Raw genomic sequence first — 22298 nt, 5'->3', positions numbered from 1 at the left:
CTCATCCGCGGATGTGCACGGACGCGGGATCACCGGGCGCCCTTCATCGCTGCGGCGGCGTGGTGGACGGCCTTCCTGATGTTGGCGTAGCCGGTGCACCGGCAGAGGTTGCCGCCGACCATCTCCTCGACCTCGTCCTCGGTCAGCTCGGCCGACGCGTCGCGGTTCTCCAGCCCGGCCTTGATGGTCATGAGGAAGCCGGGGGTGCAGAAGCCGCACTGCAGCGCGTGGCACTCGCGGAAGGCCTCCTGCACGGGGTGCAGCACCTGGCCGCCCTGGTGGTCCTCGCGGGCCAGGCCCTCCACCGTCTCCACCGACGCGCCGTCGACCTGGACGGCGAGCACGAGGCAGGAGCGCGTCGGGGCGCCGTCCACCAGCACCGTGCACGCTCCGCAGACGCCGTGCTCGCAGCCCACGTGCGTGCCGGTGAGGCCGAGGTCGTGGCGCAGCGCGTCGGACAGCAGCCGGCGCACCGGCACGGTGGCTTCACGTGGAACACCGTTGACGGTGATGGTGACGGTCCGCTCGGTGTCGACGGTGCTCATGCGGTCCTCTCGGTGCTCATGGCTCGGTTCCGGACCCGCCCCGCTCCTCGGGCGCCGGCGTTGCCTGCGGTGCTCACCCGCCGGACACCCCCGCGGCGGCTTCGGCGGCGGCCGACGCGAGCGTCCGCTCCGTCAGCACGCCGACCAGCAGGCGGCGGTAGTCCGCGCTGGCGTGGATGTCGCCGTCCGGCTCGACCAGCGTGCGGGCCAACTCGCCGGCGGCGGCCCAGTCGGCCTCGTCCACCGGCTGGCCGGCGACGGCGTCGGTCAGGTCGTGCACCTCGGGCACCAGCCCGACGGAGATGTAGGCGGCCTTCGCGGCCGACACCCGACGCGAGTCGTCGAGGGTGACGACGACGCCGGCGCCGCAGACCGCGTAGTCGCCCTTGCGGCGGGCGACCTCGGCGAAGGCGGTGCCCGAGCGCCCGGGGAGGGCCGGGAAGAAGGCCGAGGTGACCAGGGCGGGCCCGGACAGCGACGTCTCCAGCGGGCCGACGAACAGCTCCCGCCACGGCACGGTCTGGACGCCGCCGGGCGTGGCCACGGTGACGGAGCCGTCGGTGAGGGCGAGGACGGAGGTCATCTCGCCGGAGGGGTCGGCGTGCGCGATCGAGCCGACCGTCGTCCCGCGGTTGCGGATCGCGGGGTGGGCGACGTTCGCCGTCGCCCGGGCCAGCAGCGGCTGGACCCCCGCCGCGGCGTCGTGCGCGAGGAGCGCGGCGTGCCGGACGAGGGCGCCCACCCGCACGCCCTCCCCGGTGACCTCGACCGCGTCGAGGCCGGGCACCTTGTTGATGTCCACCAGCGTGGCCGGGGCCGCGAGCCGCATCGACAGCAGGGGCAGCAGCGACTGGCCACCCGCGAGGACCTTGGCGCCCTCCTCCGTGGCGAGCACCTCGAGGGCCTCGTCCAGGGAGCGCGGGTCGGTGTACCGGAACGGAGCGGGCTTCACCGGGCGCCGGCTCCCCGGCCGTCACCGCGGTGCAACGTCTGGGGCAACGCCACGAGTGCCTCCTCGTCGTACGGGTCCGGGTGGAGGCGCCGCTGGAGGAGCGGTGCTGGCCGGAGAGGCGAATCTTTCACGAGGTCAGCCGGGACGGAAGTACCTCAGCGCTAAATTGTCTCGGCCCCGTCAGGACGCCGCGACACGAGCCCGGAGGCCCCGCGGACGGCGGCTCCGCGGGGCCCGGGGAAGCGGCCCCGGACGCGCGGAGGGGACCCCGCCGAGCCGGCGAGGTCCCCTCCGTCGAGTGCCGCGTCGGGCCTCAGGGCCTCAGGACCCGACGCGGGCGGTCACTTGTTGAGCCGGTTGTCGCCCGGGGTGCGCGAGCCGGGGACCCCGGGCCGGCCGACCTCGTCCACCGACGACGGGTCGGGGGTGACGGCCTCGCCGCCGTGGCCCAGCGTGGACCCCGCGGCGGGGTGGGAGCCCTCGCGCAGCAGGGCGTTCTTCATCTCGGCAGGGGCCAGCGCCCGCGCCACGTGCCAGGCCGCGACGGCGACGATCGAGCCGAGGGCGATCCCGTTGAGCGAGAACTCGTCGGTGAAGGTCAGTGTGACGTTGCCGATGCCGATGATGATCCCGGCGGCCAGCGGCACCAGGTTGATCGGGTTGGCGAAGTCGACCCGGTTCTCCTTCCAGATCTTGGCACCGAGCAGACCGATCATCCCGTAGAGGACGACGGTGATGCCGCCGAGCACGCCACCGGGGACGATGTTGATCAGCGCGCCGAACTTCGGGCACAGGCCGAGCAGGATGGCCACGAGTGCGGCCACGTAGTAGGCCGCCGTCGAGTAGACGCGGGTGGCGGCCATGACGCCGATGTTCTCGGCGTACGTCGTGGTCGGCGAGCCGCCGACCGACGTGGCGAGGACGGTGCCCACGCCGTCGGCGAAGACGGCGCGGCCCATCACCGGGTCGAGGTCGCGCTTGGTCATCTCGGCGACCGCCTTGACGTGACCGACGTTCTCGGCGACCAGCGCGATGACCGCGGGGATGACCAGCAGGCTGTAGTTCAGCGAGAAGCTCGGCGCGGTGAAGTCCGGGAGACCGAACCAGTCCGCCTGGCCCACGGCGTCGAAGTTGATCCGGTCACGCGTGCTCACCGTGCCCGTGCCGTCGGGCGAGGTGATCTGACCGGCGGTGACGTCGAGCAGTACCGACAGCAGGTAGCCGAAGACCAGCCCGAGCAGGATCGCGATGCGGGCGAGGAAGCCGCGCAGCGCCAGCGACGCCACGATGACGAAGGCCATCGTGGCCAGGGCGACCCACTGGTCCTGCGGCCAGTAGATGCCGGCCGCGACCGGAGCCAGGTTGAAGCCGATCAGCATGACGACGGCACCGGTGACCGCCGGCGGCAGCACCTTGTTGATCAGGCCGAGGCCGGCGAAGTGGATCAGCAGACCGACCAGCGCCAGCACCACACCGGCGACCAGGATGGCCCCGACGACGTCGCCGGAGTCACCGCCGTTGGCGCGGATGGCGGCCACGCCGCCGACGAACGCCGCGCTGGTGCCCAGGTAGCTGGGCACCCTGTTCCTCACGATGAGCAGGAAGACGATCGTCGCGATGCCGCTCATCATGATCGCCAGGTTGGGGTCGAGCCCCATGACGATCGGGAAGACGAACGTCGCCCCGAACATGGCGACCACGTGCTGCGCGCCGATGCCGACGGTGCGCGGCCACGACAGCCGCTCGTCCGGGGCGACGGCCTCGCCCAGTGGCGGGGTCTTGCCGTCCCCGTAGAGCTTCCAACCGAACGCCATGAGTGCCTCCTCGACGTGCACCACAGACCAGGCCGGCAACCGGATGATGGCGTGTCCCGGCACCAGATGAGGCGCCAATCTGTCACCGCGGGCGGGGAAGCGGAAGTACCTCAGTGCTAAATCGTTATTGCGGGAGATCTCTTAACGCTGAGGCAACATGCAGGTACGGTTCGCGTCGTGACCGCCCCATCCGCAGCCGGAGCCCGGCACGTCTCCCTCCGCAGCGGCGTCTACGCCGACTCGGTCAAGTTGATGCAGGTCAGCCGGGACATCGGCGCCCGCGACGGCGTCTCCGCCGTCCTGGTCGCGATGGCCACGCCGCTGAACCTGGAACTGGCCCAGAACATGGGCCTGGCGCCGGAGGGCGACGTCTCCCCGGACCAGTTGCTCATCGCCGTCAAGGCCGCTGACGACGAGACGCTCGTCGCCGCGGTCGCCGCCGTCGACGCCGCCCTCGCCGCGCGCGAGCGCACCGCCACCACCGCCGACGCCATCCCGGCGCGCACCATCGGGGCCGGCCTCGACGCCCTGCCCACCGACGGCTCGGCACTGGCCATCGTCAGCGTCCCCGGGCAGTACGCCGTCGCCGAGGCCGCCGACGCGATCGCCGCCGGCCGCAGCGTGCTGGTCTTCTCCGACGGCGTCCCCGTCGAGCACGAGGTCGCGCTCAAGCGTGCCGCGCACGACGCCGGCGTCCTCGTCATGGGCCCCGACTGCGGGACGGCGATCGTCTCCGGGGTGGCGCTGGGCTTCGCCAACGTCGTCCGGCCCGGGCCGGTGGGGCTCGTGGCGGCGAGCGGCACCGGCGCCCAGCAGGTCTCCTGCCTGCTCGACATGGCCGGTGTCGGCGTCAGCCACGTGATCGGCGTCGGCGGCCGCGACCTGTCCGAGGCCGTCGGCGGCCTCGCCACGCTCGACGCGCTGGCGGCCCTGGACGCCGACCCGGCCACGGAGCGGGTGCTGCTGGTCTCCAAGCCGCCGGCGCCGTCGGTGGCCGCCGCGGTGGCCGAGGCGGCGGCGCAGCTGTCGGTCCCGGTCCGGTCGGCCGCGCTGTCGGCGCAGACCCCCGACCTCACCGCCGCGGTCGAGGCGCTGCTCGACGACATGGGCGTCGCGGTGCCCCAGTGGCCGTCCCGGCCCGGCGACGGCGCGACCGCCGCCCCGGGCGCGGTGCTCAAGGGCCTCTACTCCGGCGGCACCCTCGCCGACGAGGCCATGCTCCTGGCCGCCCCCGCGCTCGGCGACATCCGCTCGAACACCCCGCTGCGCCCCGAGCTCGACCTCGGGACGGACCTGTCCGCCCCCGGGCACGTCGTCATCGACTTCGGGGACGACGCGCTCACCGTCGGCCGGGCGCACCCGATGATCGACCCCACGCTGCGGCTCGAGGCCCTCGCCGCGGTCGCGGCCGCCGACGAGCCCGCCGTCCTGCTGCTGGACGTGGTCCTCGGGTACGGGGCCGACGCCGACCCCGCGGCCTCGCTCGTGCCCGCGCTGGACGCCGCCCGTCAGGCCGCGGCCGGCCCGCTGCCGGTCGTGGTCGCGCTGGTCGGCACCGAGGGGGACCCGCAGGGCTGGTCCCGTCAGGCCGACGCCCTCGCCGCCGCCGGTGCCACCGTCTTCGCCTCCAACGCCGCGGCCACGCGGTACGCCCTCGACCTGCTGGGAGCCGCCCGATGACCCTCGCCGACCTGCTCTCCGCCCCGCCGGTGATCGTCGCCGCCGGTGTCGACGTCTTCTCCGACGCGCTGCGCGCCCAGGGCGCGCAGGTGCACGACGTCGACTGGCGCCCGCCGGGCTTCGGCGACCCCGCCGACCTCGCCGTGCTCGCCCTCGACACGCGCCGGGCCGCGGCCAACCGGACCGCGGTGGAGCGGGTGATGGCCGCCGGGTCCCAGCTCGTCGACGTCCGGCCGGCCCGCGAGGTGCTCGGCCTGCCCGACCGCACGCTGCTGCACGCCGGGCCCCCGATCGCGTGGGCCGACGCCAGTGGCCCGCTGCGCGGGGCGCTGATCGGCGCGTGCCTGTTCGAGGGCTGGGCCGACACCGCCGAGGAGGCGGAGCGGGTCCTCGCCGCCGGCGAGATCACCCTCGACCCGTGCCACCACCACCGCGCCGTGGGCCCGATGGCAGGGGTGACCAGCCCGTCGATGTGGATGTGGTGCCTGCAGGACCCGGTCCACGGCGGCCAGGCGTTCTGCAACCTCAACGAGGGCCTGGGCAAGGTGCTGCGGATGGGCGCCTACAACGACGAGGTGATCACCCGGCTGCGCTGGATGCGCGACGTGCTGGGCCCGGTGCTGGCCAAGGCGGTGCGCGGCCCGATCGACGCCGGCGCCGACCCGCTCGATGTCAAGGCCGTGCTCGCCCAGATGCTGCAGATGGGCGACGAGGGGCACAACCGCAACCGCGCCGGCTCGCTGATGACCCTCCGCGAGCTGTCGCCGGCCATCGTGGCCGTCGACGCGCCGTCGTCCGACATCGCGCAGGTGCTGGCCTTCATCGGCGGCAACGAACACTTCTTCCTCAACCTCGGCATGCCGACGGCGAAGCTGGCCATGGACGCCGCCCGCGGCATCCCCGGCTCGTCGATGGTCACCGTGATGGCCCGCAACGGGACGGAGTTCGGCATCCAGACCGCCGGCACCGGCGACCGCTGGTTCACCGGACCCGCCAACACCCCGGTCGGCCTGTTCCTCGGCGACTACGGCCCCGAGGACGCCAACCCCGACATCGGCGACTCCGCGATCATGGAGACCTACGGCGTCGGCGGGTTCACGATGGCGGCCGCCCCCGCGATCGTCCGGTTCGTCGGCGGCACGGTGCCCGACGCGCTCGCCACCACCGAGCGGATGTACCAGCTCACCCTCGCCGAGAACCCGGCGATGCAGGTGCCGATCCTGGGCTTCCGCGGCTCGCCGACCGGCATCGACGTCCTCAAGGTGGCGCGCTCGGGCTGGCTGCCGCAGATCAACACCGGGATGGCCGGCCGCGTGGCCGGCACCGGGCAGGTCGGTGCCGGGCTGGTCCAGCCGCCGCAGCAGTGCTTCGAGCAGGCGCTGGTGGCGCTGGCCGAGGAGGCCCGCACCGCGGCCTGACGCACGTCCCCCGGCGTCCTCAGGCGCGGGCGCAGGCCAGCAGCCGGTCGACGGCGGCGGGGAAGTCGGCCGGGCCGGCCAGCGGGGCGGCGAACGGCGTCCGCAGGTCGTAGCAGCCGCGGCGGTGCTCGACGCGGAAGACGACGCCGAAGCGGTCGACGCCCAGCAGGTGGACGTCGTCGTCGCCGGTCCACGCCCGCACCCGCGCGCACAGCTCGGCCAGCGGAGCGGCCGAGTCGGCGAGCAGGTCGGTCTCCGCGGACCCGAGCGGGTCGGGCCGGGCCGCGGCGTACTCCTCCGGCGTGATCTCGGTGCACCCGCCGCCCTCGTGGAGGAGGACCTCGGCCAGGTCCAGGCGCAGCAGCGTCGCGGTGAGCCCGACGTCGAGCAGCACGTCGGCGGGGTGTGCGGCGGCGAAGGCCAGCACCTGCTCGGGCTCGTCGCGGGCCGGTACCGGGGAGAGCCAGCCGGCCAGCTCCAGGCGCGCCCGCAGCGGGTTGCGCAGGGGCAGCGGTGAGCGGGAGGTGACGGTCACCCGCGCGGGCAGGTCGCCCTCGGGTGCGGCGGCGACCGCGGCGGCCAGCCCACCGGACCGAGGGACGACGACCAGCACGTCCCCGTCGTCGGTGGTCGTGGCCGCCAGCAGCCGGCTGGTGCCCAGCCCCAGCGCGGTGATCGAGGCGGCCTGCTCGGCGGCGACCGTGCGGGCCCGCTCGGCGGCGTCGGCCGCGGTGGCGCGGGCGGCGCCGCCGGCGGGCGTCCGTGGTGCGGGGCGGGGTGCTGCGGTCATGGCTTCCTCGGGGTGGACGGCAGGGTGTCGTGCGCGAGTAAGGTGAGCCTAACCAAACCAGGAGGTCCCGTGAACACCCCGCGCCCCAAGGTCCGGATCAGTCGCGCTCTCGGCATCCCGCTCACGCCGAAGGCCGTCGAGTACTTCGAGCGCCGTCCCTACCCGCCGGGTGAGCACGGACGCAAGCGCCGCAAGGACAGCGACTACTCCACCCGTCTCAAGGAGAAGCAGCGGCTCCGGGCCCAGTACGACATCAGCGAGAGCCAGCTGCGAGCGGCGTTCGACCGGGCCAGGCGCTCCGGCGGCAAGACCGGCGAGGCCCTGATCCAGGACCTCGAGTCGCGGCTGGACGCCACCGTGCTGCGGGCCGGTTTCGCGCGCACGATCTACCAGGCCCGCCAGTTCGTCACGCACCAGCACGTGCTGGTGAACGGCGAGCGGGTCGACCGGCCCTCCTACCGGCTGCGGCCGGGCGACTTCGTGCAGATCGCGGAGCGGTCCCGCGCCAAGGAGCCGTTCGTCGTCGCCGCCTCCGGTGCGCACGCGGCCGCGCCGGCCTATCTCGAGGTGCGCCTGGCCGACCTGGTCGCCCGCTACGAGCGGACGCCGGGCCGCGACGAGGTCCCGGTGATCTGCGAGGAGCAGCTGGTCGTGGAGTACTACTCCCGCTGACCCGCGCGCGACCCCGGGCGCGAGATCGGCGATCTCCTGGCGATCAGCGGCTGAGGGCCACCGGATCGCCGATCTCGCGCCCGCGGCGCCGGGCTCAGCCCAGGTGGTCGCGCAGTGCCGCGTTCACCGTCTCCGGGTCGGTGGCGTTGGGCAGGTGGCCCGCCGCGGGGACGACGAGGAACCGGGCGCCGGCGATGCCGTCGGCGATCAGCCGCACCATGTCCGGCGGGGTGGCCGGGTCCTCCTCGCCGGCCACCACCAGCGTCGGCGTGCTGATCTCGCCCAGGCGGTCGCGGACGTCGAAGGCGCCGATCGCCTCGCAGCAGGCGGCGTAGCCCTCGTCGGGGGTGTCGCGCAGCATCTGCAGCAGCCGCACCGCCTCGTCGGGGTTCTTCTCGGCCCAGGTCGCGGTGAACCACGTGCCGGTGCGGGAGCCGACGAGCGTCTCGGTGCCGTGCTCGCGGACCTGCTGGGCGCGGACCGGCCACGACGGCGGGTCGGCGAACTGTGCGGCCGAGGCGATGATCGCCAGCTTCTCCAGCCGCTCGGGCACGGTCAGTGCCAGCTGCTGCCCGATCGCGCCGCCGATGGAGACCCCGGCGTAGGAGAACCGGTCGACACCGAGCCGGTCGAGCAGGGCGATCACATCGTCGGCGAGGTCGGCCATCGTGCACGGGCCCGGGACGACCTCCGACCCGCCGTGCCCGCGCAGGTCGTAGCGGACCACGCGGAAGTCGCCGGCGAACTCGGCGGCCTGGGCGTCGAACAGTCCCGTGTCGGTGCCCAGCGACGGGCCGAGCACGAGGACGGGGGCGTCGTCCGGGCCGTCGACGACGGCGGACAGGCGTGCGGTCATGCGTGGACTCCCCTGGGGACGGCGGCGGCGCGAGCCGCCTCGAGGCTGAACCGGTGCTGGTCCCATCCAACCGTCATCGGTGCCCAGTAGGAGAACCGGACCTGCTTGACGCGGTACCGCCACCCCTCCCGGGTCCGCACGAGCTGGTCGGTGTACCGCCCGGCCGCCACGTGCGGCACGCCGTCGACGACGCACGGCTGCCACAGCAGGGAGCGCACCGTCGCCGCGTCGCCGGCCACCTCCACCTCCAGGTTGGAGACGTGGTGCCAGAAGGCGGTGAGCCCGCCGGCGGCCAGGCCGGAGAAGAAGGTCAGCAGACCGGACCGGCCCGCCACCCGGGACAGCCCGTCGAAGACGCCGTCCTCGGTGAACAGGGCGACCAGCGCGGGCCAGTCGCCGTCGTCGAGCAAGCGGCAGTAGACGGCGTCCAGGCGGCGGATCTCCTCGACGTCCTCCAGCCGCCGCAGCCGCTCCTCGACGGAGGCCGACGCGACCCCGCCGGTCACGGGTTCGCCGAGAGGGCCGAGGGGTGCTCGGTCAGCGGGGTCACCGCGATCGTCATGAAGGGGAACAGCGGCAGGTTCCACAGGATCTCGTGCAGCTCGTCGCTGCCCTCGACGTCGAAGACGCTGACGTTGCTGTACGCGCCGACCACCCGCCACAGGTGGACCCACTTCCCGCTGCGCTGCAGTTCCAGTGCGCGGGCCTTCTCCGTGGTCACCAGCCGGGTGCGCTCCTCGGGGTCGAGGTCCCGGGGGATGGCGACGTCCATCCGCACGTGGAAAAGCATGCTGGGGGCTCCTTGCAGGTAGGGGTCAGGACCGGGTGAAGCGGGCGACGGCGGCCGGGTCGAGCTCGACGCCGAGACCCGGGCCCTCCGGCAGGTGCAAGGCGCCGTCGGCGTAGCGCAGCGGCTCGGTGAGCAGCTCCTCGCGCATGAGCAGGGGACCGAACAACTCGCTGCCGTACGTGACGCCGGGCATCGCGCAGGCCAGGTGCAGCGAGGCCGCGGTGCCGATCGGGCCCTCGATCGACGTCCCACCGTGGCACGGGACGCCGGCCGCGGCGGCGACGTCGGCGATCTGCCGGGTGTGGCGCAGCCCGCCGGACTTCGTCGTCTTCAGGGAGAAGACGTCCGCGGCCCGCAGCCGGACCAGCCGCAGCGCGTCCGACGGCGTCCGCAGGCTCTCGTCGGCCATGACGGGGATCGGGAGGGCGGCGTTGATCTCGGCCAGCCACTCCACCTCGGCGCCGGGCACGGGCTGCTCGACCAGGTCGATGCCGCCCTCCGCCAGCCGGGGCAGCCAGCGCAGCGAGGTCAGCAGGTCCCAGCGGGCGTTGATGTCGACCCGGACGCTGGCGTCGTCGGCCAGCTCCCGGGCGACCTCGACGACGCGGGCGACGTCGTCGGCCGGCTCCTGCGCGCCCATCTTGAGCTTGAAGCTGGTGTGCAGGCCGGCGTCGAGCTTCCCCCGCGCCTCCTCGACGACCTCGGCCGCCGACTCGGTGCCCAGCGCCCAGGTGACCGGGACCGAGGTCCGGGCGAGCCCGCCGAGCAGGGTGTGCACCGGGACGCCGAGGGAGCGGGCCCAGGCGTCGTGCAGCGCCACCTCGACGGCGGCCTTGGCGAAGAGGTTGGCGTTGACGACGTCGTCCATCGCCTGCTGGATGCCGGCGACGTCGTCGACGCGACGGCCGAGCAGCAGCGGGGCGAGGTAGCGCTCGACGACGACCTGCATGGTCTCCACCGACTCACCGCCCCACCACGGGCCGCCCGGGACGACGCCCTCCCCGACTCCGGTCGCCCCGCCGCGGGTGCGGAGGGTGACGAGCAGGACCGGCTGGGCGTCCATGCCGGTCCGGGCGAACCGGTGCGGGCGCCGAAGGGGGACGTCGAGGACCGTCGTCCGGACGTGGTCGATCGTCAGGTCGTGCATGCGCCGCCGCTCTCCGCTGGTCGATGGGTGGGCCCGCCCGGGCCGTGCGGGGACCGCCCACACGGCCCGGAGGGCGTATCAGGCGGCGGCGGCCTCCCTCTCCGGCTCGAGGACGAAGTCGTAGCTGACCGCCCGCGTGCCGTCGCCCTGGTCCTGCGGGTCGAGGACGAGTTCGGGCTTCACGGCCTCGGCGACGTCGCTGTCGAGCCACTCCCCGCCGGCGAAGTACAGCTGGGTGGTGATGGTGCGGTGCCCGGGGGCGCGGACCAGCAGGTGCAGGTGGGCCGGCCGCCAGGGGTGCCAGCCGGCGGCGGTGATGAGCTTGCCGGTCGGCCCGTCGGTCGGGATCTGGTAGGGCGCGGGCTGGATCGTGCGGATCTCGAACCGGCCCTCGTCGTCGGTGACGACGACGCCGCGCAGGTTGCCGTCGGGGATGTGGGGGGCGAACCCGGAGTAGTAGCCCTGGTGGTCGGCCTGCCAGATGTCGACCTCGGCGCCGGCCAGCGGGGTGCCGTCGACGTCGCGGACCTGGCCGGCGAAGACCAGCGGGGTGCCCTGCTCGTCGTCCCGCATGGGCAGGGTGGCCTTCGCCGGCAGGCGCTTCTGACCGGGCAGGTAGTAGGGGCCGAGGATGCTGCCCTTGGTGCCGGTCTGGGCGCGGGCGGCGACCTCCTCGACGACGTGCTCGACGAAGACGTCGAGGAACAGCGGCCACTCGCCGCCCTCCCCGACCTCGATCATCCAGGCCTTGGCCGCCTGGAACTCCGGATAGGTGACGTCGTGGTCGCGGATGGCCTGGTGGACACCGGCCAGGACGGCGCTGACGACGGTGCTGACCCGCTCGGGGGAGACCTCGGCGGCTCCCGCGTGGTACTGCTCGGTGGTCCGGAACGACGCGGTGGCGTTGGCGCCCGAGCCGGCCGCGGTGGGCGAGTTCTGCGTGGCGGTCATGCGGACGTGCTCCTCGGTGGTCGGGTGCGCCGGTTCCCCGGCGCGGGGTGGACGGGTCAGCGGTTGCGGAAGAACGAGACGTCGTCGTTGCCGATGAGGTCGGGCACGGTCCAGCCGTCGAGGTCGTACTCGGCCAGGCAGGCCTCGGCCAGGCCCTTCATCGCGCCGGTGGTGCCCTGGGCCTCGGCGGCGAACAGCAGCTCGGCCTTGACGTTCTCGTGGTTGCCGGAGTAGTTGCGCTCGTAGAGCTCGTGCCGGCCGCCGAACTCGGTGCCGACGGAGTCCCACAGCGCCTTCATGACCTTGACGCGGTCGACGGCGTCGATGCCGTTGGAGCCCCGGACGTACTTGTCCAGGTAGGGCCGCACCTCGGGGGTCTTGAAGTCCATGGAGTGCGAGTTGAGGTAGATCAGCCCGCTGGCGACGTCGGACTCGATGATCTCCTTGACCCGCGGGTAGCCGTGGATCATGAACATCCGGTAGGTCAGCCCGTAGTCGAGCTTGGGCAGCTTGGTGCCGGCGACCCACTCGTCGGGGTTGTGCACCATCGCGTCGGTCAGCGCCCAGAACACGTTGCGCCAGCCGATGACCTCGCCGACCCGGGTCTGCACGCCGCGGAAGTCCTTGCTGCCGGTGGCCTCCAGGGCCTTCATGAGCAGGCCGGCGATGAAGTCCAGCTTGACCGCCAGGCGGGTGCAGCCGTGCAGGGTGAACCGGGGGAGGAACCCGGAGACCGGGAAGAACCCGTTGGTCTTCTCCGGGTCGCCGTAGAGGAAGACGTTCTCCCACGGCACGAGCACCTTGTCGAAGACGAAGATCGTGTCGTTCTCGTCCATGCGGGACGACAGCGGGTAGTCGAAGGGGCTGCCCATGACCGCGGCCTGCTGGGTGTAGCTGCTCCGGCAGATCAGCTTCACGCCCGGTGCGTCCATCGGCACCGTGCAGATGAGGGAGAACTCCTTCTTCTTGATCGGCAGGCCGTAGTGGGCGATGAAGTTGTAGTTGGTGATCGCCGAGCCGGTGGCCACCACCTTGGCGCCGGAGACGACCAGCCCCGCGTCGGTCTCCTTCTCCACCTTCATGAAGACGTCGCCGACCTCGTCGGGCGGGAGGTTGCGGTCGACCGGCGGGTTGATGATCGCGTGGTTCCAGTACAGGACCTTCTCCTGCGACTCCTTGTACCAGCGCTTCGCGTTCGCCTCGTAGGGCTCGTAGAACGGGCTGTTGGCGCCCAGGGTGCCGAGGAAGGCGGCCTTGTAGTCGGGGGCGCGGCCCATCCAGCCGTAGGACATCCGCGCCCAGGCCGCGATCGCGTCGCGGTCGCGGACCATGTCCTCCACCGAGTGGGGGGCACGGAAGAACGGGTGGGTGAACCCGCCGGAACCGGTGTCGGTCGGCGTGGTGAGGACGTCCCTGTTCGCCGGGTCGTGCAGGGAGTCGTAGAGGCGGGCGGTCATCCGGATCGGGTTGCGGAAGGCCGGGTGCGTCGTCACGTCGCTGACACGCTCGCCGTAGATCCACACCTCCCGGTCGTCGCGGAGGCTCTCGATGTACTCGTCGCCGGTCATCGGCCGCGATGCGGTCGGCTTGTCCGGGTCGGGGGTGCCGTCGGTACCACGGGGGCTGACGACTTCGCGTTCCTGCTCGAGCGTCACGGGGAGACCCTTCTTCGTCGGTGGAGTCGGGTACTGCGTGCGGTGCTGGACAACTGGTGCGCAGGCCCGTCCGGGGCTCGTCTCGGATTGCGAGGGGTGAGCAGGACGGGGTCCTGGCTCAGGACGCCGCGCGGTGCGGGTGCAGCGTGGTGAAGGACGAGCTGGCGTCGAACCAGCCCAGCTCGGGGCAGTCGAGCGAGCCGCTCCAGTGGACGCCGGTGGCCGGCGCGGCCAGCTCGCGGAACCGGCCGCCGAAGAACAGCAGCGGGTCCTCGTCGGTGATGTCGAGGTCGACGACCTCGCCGATCACGATCAGGTGGTCACCGCCGTCGTAGGTGCGCCACGGCCGGCACGACAGCGTGGCGGCGTTGCCGACCAGCACCGGCGCCGTCGGGCCCTCGGCCCACTCCGGTTCCTTCTCCTGGGGGCGGCCGGCGAAGTGCCACGCCGTGTCCAGCTGGTCGCTGGCCAGGACGTTGACCGCGAACGGCGCCCCCTCGAGGTAGCCGCACGCCTTCGAGCGGCGGGTGAGCGTCACCTGGCACAGCGCCGGCTCCAGCGAGACGGCGGTGAAGGCGTTGACGGTCGCGCCGTGCGGCACGCCGTCCTCCTTCGCGCAGGTGACCACGGTGACGCCCGTGGCGAACCGGCCGAAGGCGTTCCGGACCGTGCGTGAGTCGAGCATCCGTGCTCCTCCTCGCGGGGAGTGTGTACGCTGTGCGTACTAGGCGTCCGCAGAGCGTGCAGCGAGTGTGCTCCACGTCACGGACGACCGTCAACCCCCTGCGTGCAGGAAGATGGGGGCGATGACCGGCGAGGGTGGCGACTCCGCGAACGGGGACCGCGACTACGTGCAGAGCCTGGAGCGCGGTTTCGCCGTCCTCCTGGCCTTCGATGCCGACCACCCGGAGCCCACCCTCGCCGAGCTCGCCCAGCTGACCGGTCTCTCCCGCCCGGCGGTGCGGCGGTTCCTCATCACCCTCGAGCGGCTCGGGTACGTGCGCGGCAGCAGCGGCCGGTGGTCCCTCACCCCGCGGGTGCTCAGCATCGGCCAGCACTACACGGCGTCCAACGCGCTGATCGACCTCGCCCAGCCGCACCTGCTCAAGCTCGCCGAGGAGACCCACGAGTCGGCCTCGCTGGCCACCCTGGACGGCGACGAGGTGGTCTACGTCGCCCGCGTGCCGGTGCGGCGGATCATGAGCATCAACGTCTCCGTGGGGACCCGCGTGCCGGCCTACGCCACGTCGATGGGCCGGGTGCTGCTGGCCTGGGCGCCGACGGAGGTCGTGGACTCGGCCCTCAACCGCCGGCCGTTGCGGGCGATCACGCGGAACACGGTGACCGACCCCTCGGCGCTGCGGGCGGAGCTGGCCCGGGTGCGCGAGCAGGGCTGGTCGATCGTCGGCGAGGAGCTGGAGGCCGGGCTGCTGTCGGCCTCCGCGCCGGTCCGCGACCGGTCGGGGCGGGTGGTCGCCGCGCTGGCGTCGTCCACGTCCGCCGGGCGGTCGACCCTCGGGCAGCTGCAGCGGGAGGTGGTCCCGCTCCTGGTCGAGACGGCGAACCGGATCAGCGTCGACCTGAGCGGCCGGTCGTGACCGCGTGGCGCCCCGCGACGTCGTCCGGCTGGGCAAGCGGCTGTCGTACGTGCTGCGGCACGCGCCGTCCAGCGCGGGGCTCGAGCTGGACGCCGCCGGCTGGGTCGACGTCGACGACCTGCTGGCCGCACTGCACCTCACCCGCGGGGAGCTCGAGCACGTCGTCGCCACCGACGACAAGCAGCGGTTCGCCTTCGACGCGACGGGCACCCGGATCCGCGCCAGCCAGGGGCACAGCGTCGCGGTCGACCTCGGCTACGCGGCGCAGCAGCCGCCGGCGGTGCTGTTCCACGGGACGGTCGAGCGGTTCCTGCCGGCGATCCTCGCCGAGGGCCTGCGCCCGGGACGCCGGCACGCGGTCCACCTGAGCCCGGACGCCGGGACCGCGCGCCGGGTGGGTGCCCGCCGTGGCCACCCGGTCCTCCTGCGGGTCGACGCCGGCGGGCTGGCCGCAGCCGGTGCCGCCTTCACCCGCTCGGCCAACGGCGTCTGGCTGGTCGACGCCGTTCCGCCCGCGTACCTCTCGGTCGTCCGGCGCTGACCGCGGTCGGTGGGCGGTCGGTCCCGCGGGCGGTCCGCGTGCGGCGTCCGCCGGTGGAGGTGGAGGTCGATCCGCCGGCGACGCCGAGGGACCCGATCGGCGGGAGCGCACCGGTCACGCGGCAGGACCGGGCCCCGGTGGACGACGGAGGCGCCGGCCGGGGGTCCCCCGACCGGCGCCTCCGGCGTCTGCGTGCTGTCGTCAGGCCTTGACGATCGCGGCCACGGGGCCGCCGCCCGAGGGGCCCTGGTGCACCGCGGCGACCGACACGAACACGGCCGGGTCGCCGGTCACCGACGCCGTCACGCCACCGACGCACGCCTTGATCTGGCGGTGCCAGGAGACGTCGGAGTCGTCGAGCATGGCGTTGCGACGGCCGCGCACCTTGCCGTCGGGGGAGGCCTCGCACTTGAGGAACACGTTGACCAGGCGGTCGCCGAGGTCGGTGTGGTGCGGACGCTCCGGCAGGTCGAGACCGGCGTCGCGGATCGCGGCCCAGATGCCGTCCTGGTCGAGGGCGTCCTTCATCACCGAGTGGCCGACGCGGTAGTCGCCGCCGTGCCCGCGGGCGTTGCCGACGACGACGATCTGCGCCTGGTCCAGCTCCACACCCGAGGAGCAGGAGGCCACCGAGGAGTACAGGGACAGGTCGCGCATGATCTGCTCCTGCGTCGGCATCTCGATCTCGCCGAGCGCCACCGCGATGCCCAGCGCCGTCGTGCCGTTGGAGATGTCCATCGAGCCGTGCGGCTCCTCCAGGATGGTGGTCTGGCCGCGCTCGTGGGCGTCGCGGATCGTGTCGACGGTCAGCAGCGGCGTCTTGGTCTGCACGTAGTGCACGTCGGCCGGGTCGGTGATGCCGGCCTCGGCCATCGCCTGCTTCACGCCGGCGGCGACCTTCTCCACCATCGCGACGCGGCCGATGTCCTCGGGCAGCAGCACCTCGCTCATCGCGAAGCCGACGGTCAGGCGCGGCTCGTCGGTCTTCTCGACGGCGTCCTCCGGCAGCGTGGCGAAGACCGTCGCGTGCGGGCTGATGACACCGTCGGTGCCACCGGACCACACGATCGGGATCTGCTTGACCTCCTCCAGCGACCGGGTGCCCTTCTCCAGCAGCACCTCGCGGAAGGCGCGGTCGGCGATGATCCGGGTGTAGTCGTTGATCCCGCCGTTGCCCTCGGTCTTGCCGATGACGGCGACGACCCGGTCGGCGTCCATGACGCCCTCGTCGATGAGCTTGGCCAGCTCGGAGGCGTCACTGACGTTGTGCAGCGGGACCTTGCGGACCTCGATCGGTGCGGGCACGGCGTTCCTCTCGGTCGGTTCGGACGGCTCAGGCGGTCAGGACGGTGCCGACGGCGTCCCCACGGACGGCGTCGGAGATGTGCTCGAGGCTGGTGATGACGGCGCGGCGGGCCGGCCCGGGGGTGGCCGTGGGGCCGGCGCCCTCGACGAACCGCAGCGCGGCGTCGACCTTGGGGCCCATGCTGCCGCGGGCGAACTGCCCGGCGGCGGCGTGCGCGCGCAGCTCGGCGGCGGTCACCCCCTCCAGCGGCCGGGCGGCGGGCGTGCCGAAGTCGACCATCACGTGGGAGACGTCGGTGGCGATGACGAGGGTGTCGGCGCCCAGCTCGGCGGCCAGCAGCGCGGCGGTGAGGTCCTTGTCGATGACCGCCTCGACGCCGCGCAGCGCGCCACCGTCGCCGCTGTCCACCACCGGGATGCCGCCGCCGCCCGCGCAGGCGACGACGAAGCCGGCACCGGCCAGCGCCGAGATCGCCGGGACGTCGACCACCGAGCGCGGCTCCGGGGAGGCGACGACGCGTCGCCAGCCGCGGGGACCGCGGTCCTCCCAGATCTGGCCGTGCGCGATGAAGGTCTCCGCCTTCTCCCGCGGCAGGAAGCGACCGACCGGCTTCGACGGCTCGCGGAAGTTGGGGTCGTCGCCGTCGACGAGCGTCCGGGTGATCAGGCTGGCGGTGCGCTGCGGGAGCCCGCGCGCGGCCAGGGCGGCGTCCAGCTCGTCGGCCAGCGTGAAACCGATCGTCGCCTGCGTCTGGGCCACGCACCAGTCCAGCGGGACGGGGGGCACCTCGTGCGCGGCGAGCTCGTTCTTGACCAGCAGGTTGCCCACCTGCGGCCCGTTGCCGTGGGTGAGGACGACCTCGACCCCGGTGGCCACGACGGCCGCGACGTGCGCGCACGCGGCGGCGATCGCGGCCTGCTGCGCGCCCGGGGTCGCCGACCCGTCGGGTCCGGTCATCGCGTTGCCGCCGAGGGCGATCACGACGCGGCGGGAAGAGGTCACCCGAGGACCCTAGCGGGAAAGTGCCTTAGCGGTGAAGTACCTGTTTCCGGCTGCGGGACGGTCAGCGGCGCCAGAAGTCGAACGCGTCCCGGCCGGGGCGGAACCCGGCTGCCTCGACGACGTCCACGGCCAGGTCGAAGTACTGGCCGACGGCGGCCGGCTGGTGGGCGTCGCTGCCGAAGCTGACCGCCTCGCCGCCCTCCTCGAAGAACCAGCGCACCTGGTCGACCGACGCCAGCGGGCTGGAGGTGTTGACCTCCAGGGCACGCCCGGTGCCGGCCAGCGCCCGGAACACCGCCCGGTACTCCTCCTCGTAGTCCTTCTCCGCGTACCGGTCGCTGCCGCCCGGCCAGTAGCGCCGCGGGAAGTCGACGTGCGCGAGCACCTGGAAGACGTCGCTGCTCTCCACCATGTCGACGACCTCGGCCAGGTAGCGGCGCATCGTCGAGTCGGGGTCCGGGTAGAGCAGCCGGCCGACGCCGTGGAGCCGCCCGTCCTGGCTCAGCGAGTGCAGGGAGCCGAGCACCCGGTCCACCGGGGCGTCGCCGAGGTGCCGCGCCACGCTGGCGGCGAACAGGTGCGGTTCCCCTGTCTCCACCCCCGACCAGATCCGCAGCTCCGGGAAACGCCCGCGGCACTCCTCCAGCTCGGCGAAGTAGCCCTCGACGTCGATGGGCAGGTGCCGGGAGGCGTGCCGGTCCACCAGGCCCTCCGCGGTGGCGCGGTCGTCCGGCGACCAGGTCGTGAAGTCCAGGTGCTCGGTGAAGGCGATGGCGGGCAGGCCGCGGGCGACCGCGCGCTCGCAGGCGCGCGCCATCGTCGAGGTCCCCGAGGTGTCCCAGGACCACCTGGTGTGCACGTGGTTGTCCGGCGGTCGCATCGCCTGTGGATTGTCCTCCTCCGTCCCCGGCCCGCGCGCGGCGGCCGGTTCCGTCGGCCGCGCTGCCTACTGTCGGGAGCCATGAGCACTGCCGCGCCGCCGTCCGCGCTGACCTCGGAGGCCCTCGAGGTCCTCCGCGAGCTGACCGGCCGCGCCGACGCCGAGTTCCGCGAGGGGCAGGACGCCGCCGTCGCCGCGCTGGTCGAGCGCTCCGAGCGGGCGCTGGTCGTGCAGCGCACCGGATGGGGCAAGTCGGCGGTCTACTTCGTCTCCACCGCCCTGCTGCGCCGCCGCGGCGCCGGCCCCACCCTGCTGGTCAGCCCGCTGCTCGCGCTCATGCGCGACCAGGTGGCCGCGGCGTCTCGCGCGGGCATCCGGGCGGTGGAGATCTCCAGCGCCAACGCCACGGAGTGGGACGACGTCGCCGCCCGCCTCGCCGCCGACGACGTCGACGTCCTGCTGGTCTCCCCGGAGCGGCTCACCAACCCGCGGTTCCGCGAGGAGCAGCTGCCCGGGCTGGTCGCCCGCTGTGGCCTGCTGGTGGTCGACGAGGCCCACTGCGTCTCCGACTGGGGGCACGACTTCCGCCCCGACTACCGCCGCATCCGCGACCTGCTGGGCACCCTGCCCGCGGGGACCCCCGTGCTGGCCACCACCGCGACGGCGAACGAGCGCGTGGTCGCCGACGTCGCCGAGCAGCTGGGCGCCGGCGGTGTCTCGGTGACGACGGTGCGCGGCCCGCTGGCCCGCGACTCCCTGCGCCTGGGCGTGCTGCGGCTGCCGACCGACCGCGCCCGGCTGGCCTGGCTCGCCACCCACCTCGGCGACCTCCCGGGCAGCGGCATCGTCTACACCCTCACCGTCGCCGCGGCCGAGGAGACCGCCGCGCTCCTGCGCGACGCCGGGCACGAGGTCCGCGCCTACACCGGCCGGCTCGACGACGCCGACCGCAAGGACGCCGAGGAGGCCCTGCGCGCCAACGAGGTGAAGGCGCTGGTCGCCACCTCCGCCCTCGGGATGGGCTTCGACAAGCCCGACCTCGGCTTCGTCGTCCACTTGGGCGCCCCCTCCTCGCCGGTGAGCTACTACCAGCAGGTGGGCCGCGCCGGCCGCGCCGTCGAGCACGCCGACGTGCTGCTGCTCCCCGGCCCGGAGGACCTCGCGATCTGGCAGTGGTTCGCCACCTCCTCCATGCCCCGGGAGGACCACGCCGCGGCGGTGCTCGGCGCGATGGCGGACGGGAAGGCGTGGTCGGTCGCACGGCTGGAGACCGTCGCCGACGTCCGCCGGTCACGGCTGGAGCTGCTGCTCAAGGTGCTCGCCGTCGACGGCGCGGTCGAGCGGGTGCAGGGCGGCTGGCGAGCCACCGGGCGGCCCTGGGTCTACGACGCCGACCGCTACGCCCGGGTGACGCGCACCCGGGAGGCCGAGCAGCGGGCGATGATCGCCTACGCCGGGCCCGTGGACGAGGCCCGGTGCCGGATGGCGTTCCTGCAGGAGGCGCTCGACGACCCGACCGCCGCACCGTGCGGACGCTGCGACGTGTGCGCCGGGCCCTGGTACTCGACGGAGGTGCCCGCGGCGGCCGCGGAGGCGGCCTCGGCGGTGCTCGACCGCCCCGGTGTGGAGCTCCCGCCCCGCGCGCAGTGGCCGACCGGGGCCGACCGCCTCGGGGTGTCGGTGAAGGGCAGGATCGCCGCAGGCGAGCAGCTCGACCCCGGCCGGGCCGTCGCCCGGCTCACCGACCTCGGCTGGGGGCAGCGGCTGCGCACCCTGCTGGGTGACGACGGCGTCGGTGGCGTCGTCGACCTGGAGGCACCGGGTCTCGAGGAGGACCCGGACGCCGCCTTCGACGTCCCGGTGCGGCACGCCGTCTCCGACGCCCCGCCGGACGACGAGCTCCTGCGCGCGTGCGCGCGCGTGCTGGGCGCCTGGGACTGGGCCGAACGGCCCGCGGCGGTCGTGGCGGTGCCCTCCCGGCGCCGGCCGCGGTTGGTCTCCGGTCTGGCACAGGGGCTGGCCGGCCTCGGTCGCCTGCCCTACCTCGGTGAGCTCTCCCTGGCCCACGGCGGGCCGACGGGCCATCCCGGCGGCAACAGCGCCTTCCGCCTGGCGGGGGTGTGGCAGCGCATCGTGGTGGGTCCCGAGCTGGCCGAGCGGCTGGCGGCGCTGGGCCCGGCGCCCGTGCTCCTCGTCGACGACCTAGCCGACTCCCGGTGGACGATGACCGTCGCCGGCCGCGAGCTGCGACTGGCCGGCGCGTCGCGGGTCCTGCCGTTCGCCCTGGCCCTCACGGCGTAGGCCGTCGTACACACGTTCGATCCGGCGTAGCCTGCGCCCATGTCGCTCGCGCACCAGCCGTCCATGTGGGACGTCGCCGAGGAGCCGGCCCTGGGCCCGCTGACCGTGGCCCGCCACCACCTGAGCCGGGGCGCCTGGGTGGACCACCTCCCCGGCTGGGTCTCCGGCTCGGACACCGTCCTGGAGGTCCTGCTGGGGGACATCGGGTGGCGGGCCGACCGCCGACAGATGTACGAGCGCGAGGTCGCGGTCCCGCGGCTGCTCCGGTGGTACGGCGGCGACGAGACGTTGCCCCATCCGCTCCTGACCGAGGCGCGGTCGGCGTTGAACGCCCACTACGGGCCCGAGCTCGGTGAACCCTTCGTGAGCGCCGGCATGTGCCTGTACCGGGACGGCCGTGACAGCGTCGCCTGGCACGGCGACCGCATCGGCCGGGGGCGCAGCGCCGACACGATGGTCGCGATCGTCTCCTTCGGGTGTCCGCGGCCGCTGTTGCTGCGACCCGTCGGTGGCGGCGCGAGCCTGCGTCTCCCGCTGGGGCACGGTGACCTGGTCGTCATGGGCGGCTCCTGCCAGCGCACGTGGGAGCACTGCATCCCCAAGACGGCCAAGCCGGTCGGGCCTCGCGTCAGCGTCCAGTTCCGCCCCCGCGGGGTGCTCTGAGCGCTCCCCTCTCTCCGCGCCCGCGAGACCGCGGTCCCCGGGCGGTCTCCCCGCGGCACCGGTCCACCGCCCCGGCGCCCCGGTCCCGACCGCGTGCGGTCGGCCCGCGTCGTGGCCACCCCAGGTCGGGACGGCGACCCCACCGTCCACCTCCGTCCCGGCTCCACGACGGGCAGCTCGGACGCGGCGGGACGGAGGCGCCGCAGTGCATCGTGGTCACCGACACCGACACCGACACCGACACCGACACCGGGATGCGCGCCGGGCGCTCGGGGCCTGCGCCCGCCCCGGGGACGCCGGGCCGGCGGCATCGGGAACAGGGAGCCGACCGACGGCGTTGTCCCCGATGCCTCCGGACGGTGGACCCACCACCCACCCTCGGCGGTGCCGAAGCCCTGACGACAGGGTGGTCGGCCGGGAGGGCGAGCCCCTCCGCGGACCCCCCTGCAGAGGGCCCCGCGGATGGTGTACTGTTCTTCCTGCACCGAGCGAGAACGGACCGGGCCGCCAGCCTGGTCCACCGCCAGCCGAGCCCCCGCGGTTTGACTGCTGCGGAGCGCGGTGTACAGTGGAGACACCGCCTCGAACGAAGGCCGAAAAGGCCGGGGTTCCTGCGCGTCCGCTCCTTGAGAACTCAACAGCGTGCCGAAAGTCAGTGCCAAGTTTTATTTCCCCCGCACTGCACAGGTTTGTGTGGTGAGGGATTCCTTTGGTTGATTGACATCAAGAGTGCTAGC

At 73.8% G+C, this 22298-nt stretch carries 21 protein-coding genes; 7 read left to right on the top strand and 14 right to left on the bottom strand.

Annotated elements, in window-relative coordinates:
- Positions 1–29: 29 nt before the first annotated feature.
- From ACI78V_RS11670 to ACI78V_RS11660, 3 genes are all read right to left on the bottom strand, one after another.
- A complete protein-coding gene (locus tag ACI78V_RS11670) occupies positions 30–545 on the bottom strand; it encodes a (2Fe-2S)-binding protein (RefSeq protein WP_456851068.1) in 516 nt (171 codons plus the stop codon).
- Positions 546–618: 73 nt separating this feature from the next.
- Positions 619–1497, bottom strand: a complete 879-nt coding sequence (locus ACI78V_RS11665) for an FAD binding domain-containing protein (RefSeq protein ID WP_456851067.1) — start codon at positions 1495–1497, stop codon at positions 619–621.
- Positions 1498–1838: 341 nt separating this feature from the next.
- Positions 1839–3311 (bottom strand): uracil-xanthine permease family protein, encoded by a 1473-nt coding sequence (locus tag ACI78V_RS11660; protein WP_456851066.1) that lies wholly within the window; start codon positions 3309–3311, stop codon positions 1839–1841.
- Between the two features lie 177 nt (positions 3312–3488).
- Between ACI78V_RS11660 and ACI78V_RS11655 the strand changes: the two genes are divergently transcribed.
- Positions 3489–4991 carry an FdrA family protein gene (locus tag ACI78V_RS11655; protein WP_456851065.1) on the top strand — a complete coding sequence of 501 codons (1503 nt, stop codon included), beginning with the start codon at positions 3489–3491 and terminating at the stop codon, positions 4989–4991.
- The gene (locus ACI78V_RS11650) at positions 4988–6409 is read left to right on the top strand and encodes a DUF1116 domain-containing protein (protein ID WP_456851064.1); all 1422 of its coding nucleotides are present in this window, start codon (positions 4988–4990) and stop codon (positions 6407–6409) included. Before ACI78V_RS11655 ends, ACI78V_RS11650 begins: the two co-directional genes overlap by 4 nt.
- A 19-nt stretch (positions 6410–6428) precedes the next feature.
- On the opposite strand, the gene ACI78V_RS11645 is transcribed toward ACI78V_RS11650, so the two are convergent.
- A complete protein-coding gene (locus ACI78V_RS11645; RefSeq protein WP_456851063.1) occupies positions 6429–7199 on the bottom strand; it encodes a DUF2470 domain-containing protein in 771 nt (256 codons plus the stop codon).
- Positions 7200–7268: 69 nt separating this feature from the next.
- Here ACI78V_RS11645 and rpsD point away from each other — a divergent pair, with 69 nt between their 5' ends.
- Complete coding sequence (rpsD, locus tag ACI78V_RS11640) at positions 7269–7871, top strand: 30S ribosomal protein S4 (protein ID WP_456851062.1); 603 nt, start codon at positions 7269–7271, stop codon at positions 7869–7871.
- A 94-nt stretch (positions 7872–7965) separates the two neighbouring features.
- On the opposite strand, the gene pcaD is transcribed toward rpsD, so the two are convergent.
- The 7 genes from pcaD to ACI78V_RS11605 form a co-directional block, all read right to left on the bottom strand.
- On the bottom strand, positions 7966–8727 hold the full coding sequence (pcaD, locus tag ACI78V_RS11635) for a 3-oxoadipate enol-lactonase (protein ID WP_456851061.1): 762 nt from the start codon (positions 8725–8727) through the stop codon (positions 7966–7968).
- Complete coding sequence (locus tag ACI78V_RS11630) at positions 8724–9233, bottom strand: nuclear transport factor 2 family protein (RefSeq protein WP_456851060.1); 510 nt, start codon at positions 9231–9233, stop codon at positions 8724–8726. The genes pcaD and ACI78V_RS11630 overlap by 4 nt, the downstream gene beginning before the upstream one ends.
- Complete coding sequence (gene catC, locus ACI78V_RS11625) at positions 9230–9517, bottom strand: muconolactone Delta-isomerase (RefSeq protein WP_456851059.1); 288 nt, start codon at positions 9515–9517, stop codon at positions 9230–9232. Before catC ends, ACI78V_RS11630 begins: the two co-directional genes overlap by 4 nt.
- A gap of 25 nt (positions 9518–9542) precedes the next feature.
- Complete coding sequence (locus ACI78V_RS11620) at positions 9543–10664, bottom strand: muconate/chloromuconate family cycloisomerase (protein WP_456851058.1); 1122 nt, start codon at positions 10662–10664, stop codon at positions 9543–9545.
- A 78-nt stretch (positions 10665–10742) separates the two neighbouring features.
- Positions 10743–11615 carry a catechol 1,2-dioxygenase gene (gene catA, locus ACI78V_RS11615; protein ID WP_456851057.1) on the bottom strand — a complete coding sequence of 291 codons (873 nt, stop codon included), beginning with the start codon at positions 11613–11615 and terminating at the stop codon, positions 10743–10745.
- Between the two features lie 56 nt (positions 11616–11671).
- Positions 11672–13270, bottom strand: coding sequence for a 4-hydroxyphenylacetate 3-hydroxylase family protein (locus ACI78V_RS11610; RefSeq protein WP_456851056.1), 1599 nt, complete (start codon positions 13268–13270; stop codon positions 11672–11674).
- 118 nt (positions 13271–13388) lie between these two features.
- Positions 13389–13955 carry a flavin reductase family protein gene (locus tag ACI78V_RS11605; RefSeq protein WP_456851055.1) on the bottom strand — a complete coding sequence of 189 codons (567 nt, stop codon included), beginning with the start codon at positions 13953–13955 and terminating at the stop codon, positions 13389–13391.
- A 121-nt stretch (positions 13956–14076) separates the two neighbouring features.
- On the opposite strand from ACI78V_RS11605, the gene ACI78V_RS11600 reads away from it, so the two are divergent.
- On the top strand, positions 14077–14868 hold the full coding sequence (locus ACI78V_RS11600) for an IclR family transcriptional regulator domain-containing protein (protein ID WP_456851054.1): 792 nt from the start codon (positions 14077–14079) through the stop codon (positions 14866–14868).
- A 4-nt stretch (positions 14869–14872) separates the two neighbouring features.
- Positions 14873–15409 carry an RNA 2'-phosphotransferase gene (locus tag ACI78V_RS11595; protein WP_456851053.1) on the top strand — a complete coding sequence of 179 codons (537 nt, stop codon included), beginning with the start codon at positions 14873–14875 and terminating at the stop codon, positions 15407–15409.
- A 201-nt stretch (positions 15410–15610) separates the two neighbouring features.
- On the opposite strand, the gene bar is transcribed toward ACI78V_RS11595, so the two are convergent.
- From bar to ACI78V_RS11580, 3 genes are all read right to left on the bottom strand, one after another.
- Positions 15611–16714, bottom strand: a complete 1104-nt coding sequence (bar, locus tag ACI78V_RS11590) for a barbiturase (RefSeq protein ID WP_456851052.1) — start codon at positions 16712–16714, stop codon at positions 15611–15613.
- A gap of 28 nt (positions 16715–16742) precedes the next feature.
- Entirely contained in the window at positions 16743–17717 is a 975-nt protein-coding gene (locus tag ACI78V_RS11585) for a carbamate kinase (protein ID WP_456851051.1), read from the bottom strand.
- Between the two features lie 61 nt (positions 17718–17778).
- A complete protein-coding gene (locus tag ACI78V_RS11580) occupies positions 17779–18597 on the bottom strand; it encodes a PHP domain-containing protein (RefSeq protein WP_456851050.1) in 819 nt (272 codons plus the stop codon).
- Between the two features lie 81 nt (positions 18598–18678).
- On the opposite strand from ACI78V_RS11580, the gene ACI78V_RS11575 reads away from it, so the two are divergent.
- Both ACI78V_RS11575 and ACI78V_RS11570 read left to right on the top strand, forming a co-directional pair.
- The gene (locus ACI78V_RS11575) at positions 18679–20898 is read left to right on the top strand and encodes a RecQ family ATP-dependent DNA helicase (protein ID WP_456851049.1); all 2220 of its coding nucleotides are present in this window, start codon (positions 18679–18681) and stop codon (positions 20896–20898) included.
- A 39-nt stretch (positions 20899–20937) separates the two neighbouring features.
- Positions 20938–21561 (top strand): alpha-ketoglutarate-dependent dioxygenase AlkB, encoded by a 624-nt coding sequence (locus ACI78V_RS11570; protein WP_456851048.1) that lies wholly within the window; start codon positions 20938–20940, stop codon positions 21559–21561.
- The last annotated feature ends 737 nt before the right edge of the window (positions 21562–22298 follow it).

Source organism: Geodermatophilus sp. SYSU D00742, from assembly GCF_054049935.1.
The sequence above is the reverse complement of the archived record's forward strand: the minus strand, read 5'-3'. Positions and strand labels throughout refer to the sequence as shown.

What these genes read in the sequence shown, in the direction of transcription:
- ACI78V_RS11645 (WP_456851063.1), bottom strand. Translation starts at nt 7,199, where the DNA reads ATGACCGCAGCACCCCGCCCCGCACCACGGACGCCCGCCGGCGGCGCC.
- ACI78V_RS11570 (WP_456851048.1), top strand. Translation starts at nt 20,938, where the DNA reads ATGTCGCTCGCGCACCAGCCGTCCATGTGGGACGTCGCCGAGGAGCCG.
- ACI78V_RS11575 (WP_456851049.1), top strand. Translation starts at nt 18,679, where the DNA reads ATGAGCACTGCCGCGCCGCCGTCCGCGCTGACCTCGGAGGCCCTCGAG.
- ACI78V_RS11600 (WP_456851054.1), top strand. Translation starts at nt 14,077, where the DNA reads ATGACCGGCGAGGGTGGCGACTCCGCGAACGGGGACCGCGACTACGTG.
- catC (WP_456851059.1), bottom strand. Translation starts at nt 9,517, where the DNA reads ATGCTTTTCCACGTGCGGATGGACGTCGCCATCCCCCGGGACCTCGAC.
- ACI78V_RS11620 (WP_456851058.1), bottom strand. Translation starts at nt 10,664, where the DNA reads ATGCACGACCTGACGATCGACCACGTCCGGACGACGGTCCTCGACGTC.
- catA (WP_456851057.1), bottom strand. Translation starts at nt 11,615, where the DNA reads ATGACCGCCACGCAGAACTCGCCCACCGCGGCCGGCTCGGGCGCCAAC.
- ACI78V_RS11580 (WP_456851050.1), bottom strand. Translation starts at nt 18,597, where the DNA reads ATGCGACCGCCGGACAACCACGTGCACACCAGGTGGTCCTGGGACACC.
- ACI78V_RS11605 (WP_456851055.1), bottom strand. Translation starts at nt 13,955, where the DNA reads ATGCTCGACTCACGCACGGTCCGGAACGCCTTCGGCCGGTTCGCCACG.
- ACI78V_RS11650 (WP_456851064.1), top strand. Translation starts at nt 4,988, where the DNA reads ATGACCCTCGCCGACCTGCTCTCCGCCCCGCCGGTGATCGTCGCCGCC.
- ACI78V_RS11670 (WP_456851068.1), bottom strand. Translation starts at nt 545, where the DNA reads ATGAGCACCGTCGACACCGAGCGGACCGTCACCATCACCGTCAACGGT.
- ACI78V_RS11660 (WP_456851066.1), bottom strand. Translation starts at nt 3,311, where the DNA reads ATGGCGTTCGGTTGGAAGCTCTACGGGGACGGCAAGACCCCGCCACTG.
- pcaD (WP_456851061.1), bottom strand. Translation starts at nt 8,727, where the DNA reads ATGACCGCACGCCTGTCCGCCGTCGTCGACGGCCCGGACGACGCCCCC.